Origin of the sequence: Streptomyces sp. NPDC005774 (genome assembly GCF_042871645.1) — a bacterium.
GTDB classification, from domain to species: domain Bacteria; phylum Actinomycetota; class Actinomycetes; order Streptomycetales; family Streptomycetaceae; genus Streptomyces; species Streptomyces pratens.
Genome location: NZ_JBIAIV010000002.1, coordinates 1 through 15,916, shown reverse-complemented (window position 1 = coordinate 15,916; position 15,916 = coordinate 1). Strand labels below are relative to the sequence as shown.

General features: G+C 72.6%; 10 protein-coding genes. 4 read left to right on the top strand and 6 right to left on the bottom strand.

Annotated elements, in window-relative coordinates; all coding sequences use genetic code 11:
* Positions 1–49 precede the first annotated feature (49 nt).
* The 3 genes from trmB to ACFYQA_RS02160 all read right to left on the bottom strand — a co-directional run bounded on the left by trmB (position 50) and on the right by ACFYQA_RS02160 (position 3,821).
* Complete coding sequence (trmB, locus tag ACFYQA_RS02170; RefSeq protein WP_388910350.1) at positions 50–928, bottom strand: tRNA (guanosine(46)-N7)-methyltransferase TrmB; 879 nt, start codon at positions 926–928, stop codon at positions 50–52.
* Between the two features lie 63 nt (positions 929–991).
* Positions 992–2,254: an L-2-hydroxyglutarate oxidase gene (gene lhgO / locus ACFYQA_RS02165; protein WP_388910347.1), complete on the bottom strand. Its 1,263-nt coding sequence runs from the start codon at positions 2,252–2,254 to the stop codon at positions 992–994.
* A gap of 142 nt (positions 2,255–2,396) precedes the next feature.
* Positions 2,397–3,821, bottom strand: a complete 1,425-nt coding sequence (locus ACFYQA_RS02160; RefSeq protein WP_388910344.1) for an MFS transporter — start codon at positions 3,819–3,821, stop codon at positions 2,397–2,399.
* Between the two features lie 717 nt (positions 3,822–4,538).
* Here ACFYQA_RS02160 and ACFYQA_RS02155 point away from each other — a divergent pair.
* Positions 4,539–6,659, top strand: a complete 2,121-nt coding sequence (locus tag ACFYQA_RS02155; RefSeq protein WP_388910340.1) for an asparagine synthase-related protein — start codon at positions 4,539–4,541, stop codon at positions 6,657–6,659.
* Between the two features lie 159 nt (positions 6,660–6,818).
* Here the strand turns inward: ACFYQA_RS02155 and ACFYQA_RS02150 are convergent, their stop codons facing one another.
* Both ACFYQA_RS02150 and ACFYQA_RS02145 read right to left on the bottom strand, forming a co-directional pair.
* A complete protein-coding gene (locus tag ACFYQA_RS02150) occupies positions 6,819–8,750 on the bottom strand; it encodes a sigma-70 family RNA polymerase sigma factor (RefSeq protein ID WP_388910337.1) in 1,932 nt (643 codons plus the stop codon).
* 195 nt (positions 8,751–8,945) lie between these two features.
* Complete coding sequence (locus ACFYQA_RS02145; protein WP_388910335.1) at positions 8,946–9,701, bottom strand: TetR/AcrR family transcriptional regulator; 756 nt, start codon at positions 9,699–9,701, stop codon at positions 8,946–8,948.
* A gap of 378 nt (positions 9,702–10,079) precedes the next feature.
* Between ACFYQA_RS02145 and ACFYQA_RS02140 the strand changes: the two genes are divergently transcribed.
* Both ACFYQA_RS02140 and ACFYQA_RS02135 read left to right on the top strand, forming a co-directional pair.
* The gene (locus ACFYQA_RS02140) at positions 10,080–11,471 is read left to right on the top strand and encodes an NAD(P)/FAD-dependent oxidoreductase (protein ID WP_388910332.1); all 1,392 of its coding nucleotides are present in this window, start codon (positions 10,080–10,082) and stop codon (positions 11,469–11,471) included.
* 174 nt (positions 11,472–11,645) lie between these two features.
* Positions 11,646–13,295 carry a SpoIIE family protein phosphatase gene (locus ACFYQA_RS02135; RefSeq protein WP_388910329.1) on the top strand — a complete coding sequence of 550 codons (1,650 nt, stop codon included), beginning with the start codon at positions 11,646–11,648 and terminating at the stop codon, positions 13,293–13,295.
* A gap of 95 nt (positions 13,296–13,390) precedes the next feature.
* On the opposite strand, the gene ACFYQA_RS02130 is transcribed toward ACFYQA_RS02135, so the two are convergent.
* Positions 13,391–14,668, bottom strand: a complete 1,278-nt coding sequence (locus tag ACFYQA_RS02130; protein WP_388911068.1) for an MFS transporter — start codon at positions 14,666–14,668, stop codon at positions 13,391–13,393.
* Positions 14,669–14,806: 138 nt separating this feature from the next.
* Between ACFYQA_RS02130 and ACFYQA_RS02125 the strand changes: the two genes are divergently transcribed.
* Positions 14,807–15,355, top strand: coding sequence for a MarR family winged helix-turn-helix transcriptional regulator (locus tag ACFYQA_RS02125; RefSeq protein WP_386392545.1), 549 nt, complete (start codon positions 14,807–14,809; stop codon positions 15,353–15,355).
* Positions 15,356–15,916: the final 561 nt, after the last annotated feature.

The following is a 15,916-nucleotide window of genomic DNA, read 5'->3' as shown; positions in this document are numbered from 1 at the left end:
ATTGACCCTAACGAGGGAACGGTGCTGCCCGCAGGAACACCAGGTGGACTCAGGCGCCGGCGGCGTTCTGTTCCTCGGGCCGGACGGCGGCCCGGCTGTCGGGCCGGTCGTCGTGGTGTACGCGGTGGAAGAGCAGGTCGTTCACCACATGTCCCTTGGCCAGCCCCTGCCCCTCGAAACGGGTCAGCGGCCGGAACTCCGGACGGGGTGCGAAACCGCCGTCCGCCACGGTGTTCTCGAAGCAGGGGTGCGCGGTCAGCACCTCGAGCATCTGCTCGGCGTACGGCTCCCAGTCGGTGGCGCAGTGCACGGTCGCGCCCGGGGCGAGACGGGTCGCGGCGAGGTCCAGGAAGGCCGGCTGGATCAGCCGGCGCTTGTGGTGCCGCTTCTTCGGCCAGGGGTCGGGGAAGTAGACGCGCAGCCCGCCCAGCGCGTCGGGGGTGAGCATCTCGCGCAGCAGGATGATCGCGTCGCCGTTGCCGACGCGGACGTTGCCCAGACCGTGCTGGTCGGCGAGGCCGAGCAGATGGCCCTGGCCGGGGGTGTGGACGTCCACGGCGAGGATGTTGGTGTCGGGGTCGGCGGCGGCCATGCGCGCGGTGGCCTCGCCCATGCCGAAGCCGATCTCGAGGACGACCGGGCGGTCGTTGCCGAAGAACTCGGCGAGGTCGAGGTGCTGCCGGCCGTCGACGTCGAAGCCCCACCGGGGCCACAGTCGCTGCAACGCGTCCGCCTGCCCGGCGGTGACCCGGCTCCGGCGTGGCTGGAAACTCCGGATCCGCCGTTCGAAGTGCGACCCGGCGGGATCGGCCCTCGGGCCGTCAGGGAAGCGGGGCTCCCCCTTCTCCCGGGTACGGCGGACCGAGACACCGGGCGTGTGCTCGGGGTGCCGGGGGTGTGCTTCGGGGGGGTTCACGGACTCAGACACAGTGCTGTCGATTTTACGGGGGTGCCGCGAGAGGTTCGTCCGTCGGCTCCGGGAGCGGCTGCCTCAGCGGGGTGCGCCGTCCGGAGCGGGCAGGGCGTCCAGGGCGGTCAGGGCCCGGCGGGCCACCTCCCGGCCGATGGGCAGGGACGCCGTCGCCGCGGGCGAGGGGGCGTTCAGGACGTGGACCGCGCAGGGCGTCTCCCGGATCAGGAAGTCGTCGGCGAGCGTGCCGTCGCGCAGTACCGCCTGGGCCCGTACGCCCGCCGGGGCCGGAACCAGGTCGGCCTCCCGGACCGCGGGCACGAGCCGGCGGACCGCCTCGGTGAAGGCTCGCCGGGACAGGGAACGGTGCAGCTCGCCGGTGCCGTGCCGCCAGTGGCGGCGGGCCAGGTGCCGGGAGCCCGGCCAGGCCAGCGTGGCGGCCAGCTCGCGCGGGCGGACCGTACGCCAGTCGTAGCCCTCGCGCGCCAGTGCGGGTACGGCGTTGGGCCCGACGTGGACGCCCGAGTCGACGCCGCGCGTGAGGTGGACGCCGAGGAACGGGAACGCCGGGTCGGGAACCGGGTAGACCAGGCCGCGGATCAGCTCCGGGCGGGCCAGCTCGTAGTACTCGCCGCGGAACGGCACGATGCGCATGCCGGGATCGTCGCCGGTGAGGCGGGCGATCTCGTCGCAGTACAGACCCGCGCAGTTCACCAGGACCCGGCCGCGCACGACGTCTCCGGCGGCGGTCAGGGCGGCCACGCCCAGGTCCGGGCGGCGGTCGACCCGGGTGACCCGCGCGCCGTAGCGGATCTCCGCGCCGGACGCGGCCGCCAGCCGGCGGGCCACCGCCGCGTAGTCGCAGACACCGGTGGCGTTGACGTGGAGGGCGGCCAGGCCCTCGACCTGCGGCTCGTACTCGGCGATCTGCGCGGCGCCCAGTTCGCGGACCGTCAGACCGTTCTCCCGGCCGCGCTGGGCCAGGGCGTGCAGGCGGGGCAGCTCGTCCCGGCCGGTGGCGACGATCAGCTTGCCCGTCACCGCGTGCGGGATGTCGTACTCCGCGCAGAACTTGACCATCTCGGCCGCGCCCCGCACCGCGTACCGCGCCTTCAGGGAGCCGGGGCGGTAGTAGATGCCGCTGTGGACGACGCCGCTGTTGCGGCCCGTCTGGTGCCGGGCGGGGCCGGGTTCCTTCTCCAGCACCGTGACCCGCGTGCCCGGCGCCGCGCGGGTGATCGCGTACGCCGTCGACAGGCCGACGATGCCGCCACCGATCACCAGCACATCGCAGTCGTACGCCCGCCGCACCACCCGCACCACCTCCAGGTCCCGATAGTGCACTGCGCCACTGACAACGCCCGTAAACCCCGTGAACCCCGGGAGCGGCGAGGGCCTGCCGGCATCCGCCGGGCCGGCCGGGGCGGTGGTACGGAGGGCGTCCCGGATCAGGCGGGGGCAAGGGCATCAGGCGGGGGCACGGGCATCAAGCGGGGGTCATCAGCAGGGGCCGGGCGCGCTCGCGCAGTTCGACCACGCGGGGTTCGTCGCCGTAGGGCTCCAGGCGGTGCAGGAGGTCCCTGACGTACTCCGTGGTGCGCGCGGACGAGATGCGGCCGGCCACCTCCACCGCGCGCACCCCCTGCTCGCAGGCGGCGTCCAGGTTGCCCGACTCCAGCTCGGCGACCGCGGAGACGACGAGCCGCAGCCCGTGCGAGCGGACGAACTCCTCCGTCGGACGCGACAGCGCCTGCTCGGTGAAGCGGCGGACCTGGCGGGGCGCCTTCAGGTCGCGGTAGCACTCGGCGGCGTCGGCGGCGAAGCGGTCGTAGGAGTAGAAGCCCAGCCAGACCGGGTCGCTGTCGCCGGAGCGGGAACGTTCCAGCCAGCCCTCGGCCGCCTTCAGGGCCGCGCCGGCCGCCGGGGCATCACCCGCGCGTGCGTGCGCGCGTGCCTCCACGAGCCGGAAGAAGCTCATGGTGCGGGCCGTGGCCAGGCCGCGGTTGCGCTCCAGCGCGGCCTGGGCGAGGTCGACGCCCTCGTCGCCGAAGCCGCGGTAGGTGGCCTGGAGGGACATGGAGGCCAGTACGTATCCCCCCAGGGGGACGTCGGCCGCCGCGCGGGCCAGGCGCAGGGCCTGGATGTAGTAGCGCTGGGCGGCCTCCTGCTGGCCGGTGTCGAAGGCCATCCAGCCGGCGAGCCGGGTGAGTTCGGCCGACGCGCCGAACAGGGAGCGGCCCACGTCGTCGGCGTAGGAGCCCAGCAGCAGGGGCGCCGCCTCGACCCGCAGGCACTCGGGGACCATCGACGAACGCCAGTCGCCGCCTCCGTACTTGGAGTCCCAGCGGCGCGCGTCCTCGGCGGCCTCGCGCAGCTTGCGCACATCACTGTGGCCGACTCTGGCCGGTGCGGCGGAGCCCTCCGAAGGGCTCACCTCGCGTGCGACCGAGCTGTCGGCCGGGGTTATCAGCCAGCGTGAGGCAGGCGTTGCGTATGCGCTCACTGCGAACGATCCGGCGAGCGACTGCCAGATGCCGCCGGACCCCGCGCGGCGGCCGGCCAGGTCCAGCCGGTACAGCTCGGTGGCGGACTTCACCGCCTGTCCGACGTCCCGGGGGAAGGACAGGCCCACTTCGGGCGCGGGATCCGCGTCCGCCAGGCCGATCTCGTGGAGCGGCACCGGGCGGCCGAGCTTCTGGCCGATGGCGGCGGCGATCAGGTGAGGCGCCGCACCCTGCGGCACCATGCCCTTCGACACCCAGCGCGCCACCGACGTCTTGTCGTAGCGCAAGGTCAATCCGCGTTGGGCGCCAAGGTCGTTGACGCGCCGCGCGAGGCCCGCGTTGGAGATACCCGCGAGGGCGAGAACGGTGCCAAGCTTTTCGTTCGGCCCGCGTAGCTCCCTGGACATGCGCCACCCCTCGACACAGACGGCTGCCGCTCTGGCATAACCGCGCGGCATTCGTAAACCCAGCGTAGTTCTCCGCATCCCAAGCGTTAAGGGGCATTCTTCCGGATGGCGGGATTGTGGTCCGTACTGAAGTACGGGTCCGATACGCGCAGTTGCGGCATGCTCCCGGCGTGTGGCCGTGCGCCCGTGCGTGCGCTCTACTCCGGCCACGGCGGGGGCGATTCCATGGTCCTTGCGTGGGTCGGCCCGCTGTACTGGATCCAGTGGGCTGGGGGACGCCGCCGCCTTCATCCCCGCGGGCGGTGGAACGGTCCGGGAGACGCACTCCGTCTCCCGGACCGCATGACTCCCCGGCGGTGCGCAAAGCCTGTACGGAGCGTGTTCGAGGTTGTCCTCACCTCTCCGAATTGGCCGAAAATCGCCCCCACTCTTTCAGGGCTATCAGCCCATCCACCACGGCAGTTGAGGGCGCGTTAGTGGTTCTTGGGGCGCGCTGGGGGGCGCATTCGCGTCGCAGCGGTGCAGGTGGGCGCATGGTCGCGAGCGGACGATCTCCTTGCCTCGGGCGGGTGTTCGGATCGGGGTAGGAGTATCCGCCGGGGCGCATCCGACGGAGCACATGCGGCACCGGCACCCCTCCTGAGCGCCTCCTTCATGGCAGCATGGGTGAACCGGTGCATGCGGTGCGCCGGTTGTCCACAGCCTGTGGAGGCGTCGATGCGGTGGTTGGTGGGATGGAGCAGCGCCGCCGCGGGCGCCCTGGCGTACGGCTCCGCCGGCGCCACCGGCCCCGACGGCGAGACACTGCAACCGGTGGGTTCCCACCCGTTGTGGGGCGACCCCGATCCGCTGTGGGCGGTCGGCGACTGGCGCCCCGACGAAGTGCGGGTGGTGACCGGCGACGCCGAGACCCGGATCGCCGTCCTCGGCACCTGCGGCGCCTCCGACGAACAGCTGCGCGTCGCCCTGTTCGCCGCGCGCGGCGGCGCGCTGCGCCATCTGACCGCCTGGCCGGGCAGCTACACCGCCGTCGTACAGGTGGGCCGCCGGGTCACCGTCTGCGGCGACCTCGCGGGCGCCCGGCCGGTGTTCCACACCCCCTGGGAGGGTGGCACCGCGTACGCCACCGCCGCGCTGCCGCTCGCCGACCTCGTCGAGGCCAACCTCGACTTCGGCCACCTCGCCGCGCTCCTGGCCGCCCCCGATGTGCCGGCCGCGCTCCACGACTCCACTCCGTACGACGGCGTGAAGCGGGTTCCGCCGGGGCATGCGCTGATCCTGCGCGCCGGGGCGCGTGAGATCGCCGGGTACGAGCCCGTCGCCTCGCTCGCCGTCGCCGCGCCGCCCGCCGACCCGGACCGCGCGGTGGACGCCGTCCGGGACGCGCTGGTCGAGGCCGTACGCACCCGGCTCGCCGCGCCCCGGCACGTCCCCGGCGCCGACATCGATCCCGGCCCGGTGCCGGGCATGGGTCCTGCCGAGCGGCGCGCGGCGCGCGGGATGCCGGTGCCCGGGATCGGGGCCGACCTCTCCGGCGGGCCCGCCTCCGGGACGCTGGCGCTGCTCGCCGCCGGGCTGCCGGGCATGCCGGGGACCGTGCTGGGGCATGGCACGGGCGCGGGCGAGCGGCTGCTCGCCGTCACGTTCAACGATCTCGCGGGGGGCGCGGCCTCGGCGGGGAGCGGCTCGGCCGACGGGCGGGCGGACGAAATCGCGCGTGCCGGGGCGCTGGCCGCCAACCCCCGGCTGCACCACGTGGTCGTCCCCGGTGGCGAGGACACCCTGCCGTACGCCGACCTCGACGGACCGCTCACGGACGAGCCGGCCCCCTCCCTGGTCACTGCCGCCCGGCACCGGGCACGACTGGCCGCGGGCAGCGCCGACCACTTCACGGGGTACGGGGCCCGGCAGGTGCTCGACGCGCATCCCGCGCGTCTCGCCGACCTCCTCATGGACCGCAAGCGGCGCCATCTCGTACGGCCCGTCGCCGCGCTGGCGAAAGCCGACGGGTCCGTGATGGTGCCCGCGCGCGTGTACGCCGCGGCCCGGCGCCTGGCCCGTACGCCGTACCGCACGGGACTCGAGACCCTCGCTGAACAGCTGCTGCGCCACCAGCTGGACGACGGGACCCCCTGGGGTGCGGCGGATGCCTCGCTGGCCGCGCTGACCTGGGGAAGACCCGGTCCGGCGGCGCGCTGGCTGACCGGGGAGGCGCTCGCTGAAGTATCGGTTCGCCTTCAGGCGTCCACCCGCCGGTCCGACGTGGGGCCGGGGCAGCGGCCCGGCGACTTCCGCGCGCGTGCGGCACTGGCCCGGCACGCGGCCGGCGTAAGGGTGTTGGAGCAGGCCGCCGAGATCCGCTTCCAGCGGCTGCACACACCGTTCCTCGACAACCAGGTCGTCCGCGCGTGCCGGGGGCTGCCCGAAGCGCTGCGGGTGAAGCCGGGGGCGCGGGCCTCCATCCTGCGGACCGTGCTGGAAGGGTCCGGCGTGCGGGACCTGCCCGCCGGGTGGGGCGCGCCGACTCAGGCCAACACCGCCGCCGAGGCGAGGATCGGGCTGCGGGTCGCCGCAGGCACGCTGATGACGTTGTTCGACACGCCGCTGCTCGCGGAGGCGGGGCTGGTCGAGGCCCGCGTGGTGCGCAAGGCGCTGCGGGCCGCGGCGGAGGGGGAGCCGCTGCCGCTGGACGGGCTCGCGGATCTGGTCGCGCTGGAACTGTGGCTGCGGCGGCTGCTGGCGCGGCGGGGGACGTGCTGGACGGGGACGCCCGGGCGGCAGCGAGCGGTGCCCGGGGGGATCGCCCCGCAGCAGGGGGCGTTGGCCCGGGGGGTCTGAGAGGGCCTACGGCGTCGCGGCGGGAACGGCCGGGCGCGGTGGTTGGACCCGTGTCGGTCGGTGGACCCGTGTCGGCCGGCGGGGCCGCGCCGGCCGGCGGGGCCCCACGCGTGTGCGGTCGAGCGCCGAGTGCCGTGTTCTTCGTCCGACGTCGGGGGTCTACGCGCAGGTGAAGCGGGACTCGGCCCAGTCGGCCAGGGCCAGGCGGTCGAAGTGGCTGTGAGGCTCCACCACCAGGCGTACGGTTTTGCGGCCCGTCAGGTCCACGTGAACCGGGACGGCTCGGCCACCGCCCTTGACCGGCCCGGAGTTCCACAGGGGGACGCCGTCCGCGTGGACGGAGAAGGTGACCTTGCCCAGTTTCATCGTCAGGTCGTCCACGCCGACCATCGCGTCGTAGGCGGTGCACGGGCGGTTCAGGTTGATGGTGACGGAGGAACGGCCGCGGACCATCACGCCCGGGGAGTGGCTCCGGCGAGCGATGGACAGGGCCGAGCGCTGCCAGACCCGGCTGCTCTCGCGGATGCGCATCTCGGGAGCGTCGCCGTCGCCGCTGATGTCGTAGGCGAGCTCGCTCCACTGGTGGACCGTCGGAGTGGGCGGAGGCGGAGGCGGAGGAGGTAGCGGGGGCGGGGGAGTCGGGGTCGGTGCGGGGGTTGGCGTGGGGGTGGGTTTCGGGGTCGTTGCGGGCTCTGAGGGCGGGGTCGGCTTGGGGGTGGGTGTTGGTGTCGGGGTGGGCTTCGGGGCCGGCGTGGGCGTCGGCGCGGGCGTCGGTGCGGGCGCCGGTGGTGCGAGGGCCGGAGCGGGAGGCGGGGGCGCCGGTTTCGGAGTTTCCTCCGAGGGCGGCGGGGGCTCCTCGCGGACCACGGGGGACGAGGCGGGCGGGGCGGCCTTCGGCTCCTCGGGGGGCTTCTCGTTGCCCGAGAGGGCGAAGGCGATGGCCGCCGCCGTCGCCACCGCGACCACACCGGCCGCCAGGCCCGCCTTCACCGGTGCGGCCAGCCCCTCCGAGGCCACCACGCCGGCCGCTCCGCCCGAGCCGCCGGCCGCCGCGCCGGCCGCGCCCGCGGCTGCCGTGCCTCCGGCGAGGAGACCGGCCGCCTTGGCGTACCCGGCGGCGCCGAACCAGCCGATGACGGCGACGGGCACCAGGGAGGGGATGCCGCCGGCGACTTCCTGGACCTGGGTGGCCGCCAGCCGGCACCGCGCGCATGCGTCCAGGTGTCTCCGCAGTCCCCGTTCGGCGCGGGTGCGCAGCCGGCCGCGCGCGTACGTGCCGAGCTGGTCGGCGTAGCGGGCGCACTCCTCGTCGTCGGTGAGGGTCGCGCTGACGTGCGCCTGGAGGTACGCCTGCTTCAGGCCCTCACGGGCGCGACTGGCCAGGACACGGGTGCCGTTGGCGTCCAGGCCGAAGAGCGTGGCGACCGTGCTCGGCGACTCGTCCTCGACCTCGGTGTGCCACAGCACCGCCTGCCAGCGCTCCGGCAGCGACCTGAACGCCTGCATGGCCATCGACTGTTCGGCCTCGTGCATCGCCCGTACGTCCGCGCCCAGATCCAGGGTGTCGGGGCCGGACCCGTGCGGCAGGCGCGCGGCCTGGGTGGCGAAGACCGCGAAGTCGTCGACCAGTTGCTCGCGCTTCGCCGACTGCGTCCAGGACGCCGCCACCCGTCGTACGGACGTGAGCAGATACGCGCGTACGGCGTGCTCGGGACCCGAACCGCCGCGCACCGCCTGGAGCACGCGGGCGAAGACCTCGGCGGTCAGGTCGTCCGCGGTATGGGCGTCCCGGCAGCAGGTACGGGCATACCGGCGCACCGCTTCCGCGTGACGCCGGTACAGCTCCTCGTACGCCGAGTCGTCGCCCGCGCGCATGCGCGCGATGAGATCGGCGTCGGACGACGGCAGTTCGTGCGGTGGAGACAGGATGCTCCCCTCGCGCCGGTCGCGCTGGGCGGGGACGAGGCCGTCCGGGTCGTCCCTGTCGTCGGGGGGCACGCTCGTGCGCCATCCCTGACTCGGCACCTGCGGTGGGTTCTCGGCCCCGGAGTCGCCGTCACCGTACGACCCGTCCCGCCCGTCAACGCTCATTGCGGAAGCCCCCGCCACCTGCCCAACCAGTCCTGATCACGGGTCAGGGTGCCATAGCGGCTTTTGGTCAGGACAGCTCAGAGCAGCCTATCCACCCGTCCGAGGGTTTCTGTCGCACATGAGTGTGGACAGTCACCCATTGGGGGAAGGAGTAGGGCCCGTCCGGTCGGGACGGGCCCCATCGGCCGCACCCGCTCACGCCGGGCGTGAGCGCAGACCCTCCAGCAGGATGTCCAGCAGCCGGGCCGAGGCGGCCGCCTGCTGGGCCGGGTCCGGCAGCGAGGGCGCGGCCGTGGCGATCACCAGGAGCACATCCGACACCGACACGTCCGGCCGCAGCGCGCCCGCCTCGCGGGCCCGCCCCACGAGCCGGCCGACGACGTCGAGAAGCTGTGCCGTACCGGCGTCGTCCTCCCCTGCGCCGGCCAACCCCTTCTCGGGCACCAGCCGCAGTTCGGCGCCGGCCGGCTGCGTCCGCTGCTGCGGCACGCGCGCGTCGTGGTCGTGCTCGTCCATCACTCCCACCCGCAGCACCTGCGGCGGCAGCAGCCGCCCGGCGCCCGAGGCGACCGACGTACGCAGGAAGCGGGACAGCGCCGACCACGGCTCGTCCTCCTGACCGAGCGCCGTACGCGCCTGGTCGGTCAGCCGGGAGGTCTCCTCCTCGGCTATCCGCCGGACCAGGACGTCCTTGCTCGGGAAGCGCCGGTACACCGTGCCCACACCGACGCGGGCCCGGCGTGCCACGTCCTCCATCGGCGCGCCGTAGCCCAGCTCGCCGAAGACCTCGCGTGCCGCGCGCAGCACGTGCTCCAGATTGCGCTGCGCGTCCACGCGCAGCGGTGTCGTGCGTGGCCCTCCCGCGCGCCCGTGGCCCGGCGACGTCGCACTCAGCGCGGTGCCGGGCGCCACGGTGGACGCGGAAGACCAATGAGAATCCTGAACATGCATATGTTTTCCCCCGGTGATGACGTCTCCCCCCGGAGACTCCCCGCCATAGATGGCCGGGGCTCGAGAAACATGCCCGGTGGCCGGATCCGCCCGTCGCGGACCCGAATGAGCGCATCCCCCTACACCCCGTCGACGTACGAACATAGTTGAGAGGAAGTCAATTCAGAAGGGGCAGGTTCCGCACGGAGCGCCCCCCGATCGGAGTACGGGGGGCATTGATCCCGTATGTACCCCGGGAGAAGTACCGGGAAAGTGCTGCTGACCTGCACATACACCGTTCACTCCGGGAATCCGGTCCGCTCGGCAAGCCCACCGCCTCCAGTCACACAATTCGTCGGGGCTGTGGACAAACGCAGGCGGCGGGTGCGTCATGGGAGGGTGAAGGAACGTGCGCGCATTCTCGTTGTCGGTGGCGGCTATGTCGGGATGTACACGGCCCTGCGCCTGCAGCGGAAGCTGAAACGGGAACTCGCCCGGGGCGCGGCCGAGATCACCGTGGTCACCCCTGACCCGTACATGACGTACCAGCCGTTCCTCCCCGAAGCGGCCGCCGGTGCCATTTCTCCTCGTCATGTAGTCGTACCGCTGCGTCGTGTCCTGGACCGGTGCCACATCGTCATCGGCGAGGCCTCGGCCATCGACCACGCCGCCCGCGTCGCCACCGTCATCACCCTCGCCGACAGCGAGAAGGGCGGGGGCGGCAAGAGCGGCGGCGGCCGGGCGGTGGTGTACGACGAACTCGTCCTCGCGCCCGGCTCCGTCTCGCGCACCCTGCCGATTCCCGGTCTCGCCGACCACGCCATCGGCTTCAAGAGCGTCGAGGAGGCCATCGGGCTGCGCAACCACGTTCTCGAACAGATGGACATCGCCTCCTCCACCCGCGACCCCGCGATCCGTGACGCCGCCCTCACCTTCGTCTTCGTCGGCGGCGGCTACGCGGGCGTCGAGGCGCTCGGCGAGCTGGAGGACATGGCCCGCTACGCCACGCGGTACTACCACAACCTCCGCCCCGAGGACATGAAGTGGATCCTCGTCGAGGCCTCGAACCGCATCCTGCCCGAGGTCGGCGAGGAGATGGGCCGCTACACGGTCAGCGAACTGCGCCGCCGCAACATCGACGTACGCCTGGAGACCCGCCTGGAGTCCTGCACCGACCGCGTCGCCGTACTCAGCGACGGTGCCCGCTTCCCCACCCGCACCGTCGTGTGGACCGCCGGCGTCAAACCGCATCCCGTCCTCGCCGCCACCGACCTGGCGCGCGACGAACGCGGACGGCTGCGGTGCACCGCCGAACTCGCCGTCGAGGGCGCCCCGCACGCGTGGGCCGCGGGCGACGCCGCCGCCGTCCCCGACGCCACCGCCGGGGAACCCGGCCGGGAATGCGCCCCCAACGCGCAGCACGCGCTCCGCCAGGCGAAGGTCCTCGCCGACAACATCGCGCACTCCCTGCGCGGCGAACCCCTTCAGACGTACGCCCACTCGTACGCCGGGTCGGTCGCCTCCCTGGGACTGCACAAGGGCGTCGCCCACGTCTACGGGCGCAAGATCAAGGGCTACCCCGCCTGGCTCATGCACCGCACCTACCACCTGAGCCGCGTCCCCACCTTCAACCGCAAGGCGCGCGTGGCCGCCGAATGGACCCTCGCCGGGCTCTTCAAACGGGAGATCGTCTCCCTGGGTTCACTCGAACACCCGCGGGCCGAGTTCGAACTCGCGGCCGGTGGAAAGGCTTCTCAGGACCCCCCGGACAACCCGAAGGGGTCGTCCTGACCGTACCCAGGAACTCCACGGACCGGCCCGACGTCTGACGGATGCCGGGCCGGTCGGCAGCCTGCCAGACTGGTCCACCACCGAGGGCGGGCGGCTGCTCGTTCCCGGTGCGGCCCCGGGGCCCCGGCCGGCCCCGTTTCCCGGCCGCCGACAACTGACACGAGGCAAGGATTCGTGAACTTCACCCGCTGGAGCGCCCGGCTCCCCGGAACGCAACGCCGCGCCGCAGCGCGCGGCGAGTACGCGGTCTCTCCGGACCGGCGGGGGGAGGGCTCCGTGCCCACGGCCCGCGCCGAACAAGCCGTCGAGCATTCACGGCCCGTGCCCGCCGTCGACGACCTCAGGGTGCGCGAGGTCCTCGACCACGTCCCCTCCCTCGTCGCCCTGGTGCACGGCCCGGACCACCGCATCGCCTACGTCAACGGCGCCTACACGGCCGCCTTCGGTGCCCGCCCGATCGGCGCCCCCGCGCGGGGAGCGCTTCCGGAGCTCGACGAACTCGGCCTGCTGCCCCTCCTCGACCAGGTCCTGCGCAGCGGAAAGCCCCGCACGGTCAAGTCCCGCAAGGCCCCCGACGGCCGCTCCTACACCTTCACCTGCACCCCGGTCACCCAGGGCGACGGCAGCGGTGTGCTGGTCTTCGCCACCGACGTCACCGACCACGCCGAGGCCGCCGAACGCCTGCGCGCGAGCGAGCGCCGCCAGCGCGAGACCGCCGTCACCCTCCAGCGCTCCCTGCTCCCGCAGGAGCTCGAGGAGCCCGACGACCTGCGGGTCGCCGCCACCTACCACCCCGGCGGCACCGAGGCCGCCGTCGGCGGCGACTGGTACGACGTGATCACCCTCGGCGGCGGGCGCACCGCCCTGGTCATCGGCGACGTCATGGGCCGGGGCGTCCGCGCGGCGGCCGTCATGGGCCAGCTCCGCACGGCGGTACGCGCCTACGCCCGCCTCGACCTCCCCCCGCACGAGATTCTCCAGCTGCTCGACGGCCTCGCCACGGAGATCGACGCCAACCAGATCGCCACCTGCGTGTACGCCATCCACGACCCCAACGAGGGCACCCTCGTCTACGCCTCCGCCGGCCACCTGCCCATCCTGGTCCGCGACGAGCAGGGCACCGTCCAGCGCGCCGACGAACCGACCGGCCCCCCGCTCGGCACCGGCGGCTGGATGCACTCCTCCGGATCGATCCCGCTGAGTCCCGGTTCCACCGCCGTCCTCTACACGGACGGCCTGGTCGAGCGCCGCAACGAGGACCTGGACGAGGGCATCGCCACTCTGGAGCGCGCCCTGGCCGGTGCGACCGGCACCCCCCAGGTGATCTGCGACCGTCTGGTCCGCTCGGCGGGCGTGACCCCGGAGCACGACGACGACGTCGCCGTCCTGGTGCTCCAGTACCCCGCCCGCACGGGCCCGGAGAGCGAGCTGTTCCACAACGCCGCCCTGGAACTGCTGGGCGGCGTCGAAGCGGCACCCCGCGCGCGTGCCTTCGCCTCCGGCGTGCTCACCAGCTGGCGCTTCTCCGCCGATCTGCACGACCTGGGCGTCCTGGCCGCCAGTGAGCTGGTCGCCAACTCCCTCCAGCACGGCATCCCGCCCATGCGTCTGCGCCTGCGCCGTACCGACCGCCGGCTGATCGTCGAGGTCACCGACGGCGACGACCACCTGCCGAGGCGCCGCCGCGCGGAACCCGCCGACGAGTCCGGCCGGGGCATCGCCATCGTCGCGACGATCGCCTCCAACTGGGGAAGCCGGCGTACCCCGGGCGGCGGCAAGGCCGTCTGGTGCGAGTTCGCCCTGCCGAAACCGGTCGCTCCCTAGGGCAGGCCCTGGGGAGCGGCGCGCCGTGCAGCGTCGGTCTCAGACATGTGCGCCGGTCTCAGACGTGTGCCGGGCTTCAGACATGTGCGCCAGGCTCAGACGTGTGCCGGGGACTGGCCCGCCGGGGCGGCGCCGCCCTGGGTGACCACCAGGCTCCGTGCCACGGACGGCTGGTCCTGCACCTGGGTGAGCTGTCGGCCCAACCGCAGCGCGAGCACCGTGATCGCCAGTGAGAACAACACGAAGACCACGATGTACGGCCCGTGCAGCGAGGCCCCCATCGGCCCGCCCACCGCCGGACCGATGGCCAGCGCGAGCTGCTTCACCAGGGCGAACGCCGAGTTGTACTGACCCGCCAGCCCTTCCGGCGCGAGATCCGCGACCAGCGGCGCGAGCGTCGGCGACAGCATCGACTCACCGAGCCCGAACAAGGCGTACGTCGAGATGAAGGCGGCGGTCGCCATTGCCTGGCTGCCGTTCCCGAGGCCCGCGTACCCGGCCACGGCCCACGCCACGGCCCAGAGCAGCCCCACCGACGCGATCACGCGCGTACGGCTGCGGCGCTCCACGAACCGCAGCACCACGAACTGCGCGACAACGATGGCCAGCGTGTTCGCCGCCAGCGCCGTCCCCAGCGTCGACGGCGAGATACCGGCCGCCTCGACCCCGTACGCGCTCAGTCCCGACTCGAACTGGCCGTAGCAGGCGAAGAACAGCACGAAGCCCAGCACGCACAGTTGCACCATGGCCCGGTTGCCCATCAGCCGCTTCCAGCTGCCCTTGGCCGACGGAGCCGGAGCACCCTCGATACGCGGCGAGCGCGGCATCCGCACCGTCGCCATCACCACGACCAGCAGCAGGAACATCGCCGCCTCGATCGAGAACAGCACGGTGAAGGAGGAGGCCCTGGTCGTGTCGACGAGGTGTCCGCCGATGAGACCGCCGACCCCGAGCCCGAGGTTCTGCAGGAAGAACTGCATGGCGAACGCACGCGACCGGGTCTCCACCGTGGAGCAGTCCACGATCATCGTCGCCAGCGCCGGCTGCGTCACGGCCTGGCCGGCCCCGAGCAGCGCCGCCGACACCAGCACGCTCGACGCACCGCTCGACAGCCCCAGGCTCAGCGCTCCGACGGCGGCCGTGACCAGGGCGACGAGCAGTACCGGCAGCGGACCCCGCCGGACGATGGCCCGTCCGGCGAACGGCAGCACGATCAGTGCGGCCACCGCGAACACGGCGAGCACCAGCCCCGCCGTCACGGCTCCGAGCCCTCGTACCTGCGCCACATAGACGTACAGGTAGGGGACGGTGAAGCCGAGGCCGAACGCACTGAGTGCGCTGCCCACGTGGATCCGGCGCATCGCAGCGCCCATCGCCCTGGTCACGTTCACCCTCTCTTGCAAGTTAACAGTGAAGACTTAGAAGCTAAAGTTTGAAGGTGAAGAATACACACCGAACAGCTTCAATGCGAAGGGCTTCAGGGTGAAGGGTGTCATGCCATACTGCGGGCCATGGGCGACACCTCCGGCCTCAGCGAGCCGACACTCGAAGAGCAGATCGCCGCGTACCAGCGCGAGTTCCAGGACCTCGACCCCCAGGTGGAGAAGATCGTCTCCGCGCTGTCCCGGCTGAACCGCCGGATGAACGTCGCCTACGGCCGCCAGACCGCCGAGCTCGGTATCACCAATGCCGACTGGGAGGTCCTCAAGGCCCTCGTCCTGTCCGGCGCCCCGTACCGCATGGGCCCCAGCGACCTGGCCAAGCGACTCGGCCTCACACCGGCCGCCATGACCCACCGGATCGACCGCATGGTCGCCGAAGGCCTCGTCAACCGGGAACGCGACGAGACGAACCGGGTCCGGGTCATCGTCGAGGCGACACCCGCCGGCCGCGAGAAGTGGCTCGAGGTGATGCGCATGGCGACGGTCTTCGAGGGGGACCTGCTCCAGGACCTCTCGCCGGACGAGCGGATCACCCTGGGCGAGGTGCTCACCCGCCTCCTGCGCAGGGTGGAGGACGCCCAGCCCGACGCCGGCGGCCGCCTCGCCGACCTGGACTGACGGCCTCGCCCTCGCGAGTTCCGGGCCTGCGAACGGCCGAAAAGATCTTGACAGGGGGCGCTTGACTTCCCCCAACCCGACCCGTAGAGTTCTCCGAGTTGCCATCGAGCCGTAACGGTTCTCCGGCAATACTTCCGCCGCGAGAGCGGCACTCAAAACCACCAGCACGACCTCCCCAGCGGACTGCTTTCGGTATGCCCGAATTCAATTCGCAGGGATGCCGGCGTCTGAATCGGAACCGAACGGCTCCGATTTGAGAAGCGGCGAGGGAGTCCGCTAAGGTTTGAGACGTCGGAACGGCCCAACAGCCGGAAAGACAAACCCCGCTGACTGGGGGTCAGGTCGAAAAAGAAGATCTGATAGAGTCGGAACCGCCGGAAAGGGAAAGCGCGAAAGCGGAGACCCGGAAGGCGAAACCCCGAGGAAATCGGATCGGAAAGATCTGATAGAGTCGGAAACGCAAGACCGAAGGGAAGCGCCCGGAGGAAAGCCCGAGAGGGTGAGTACGAAGGAAGCGTCCGTTCCTTGAGAACTCAACAGCGTGCCAAAAATCAACGCCAG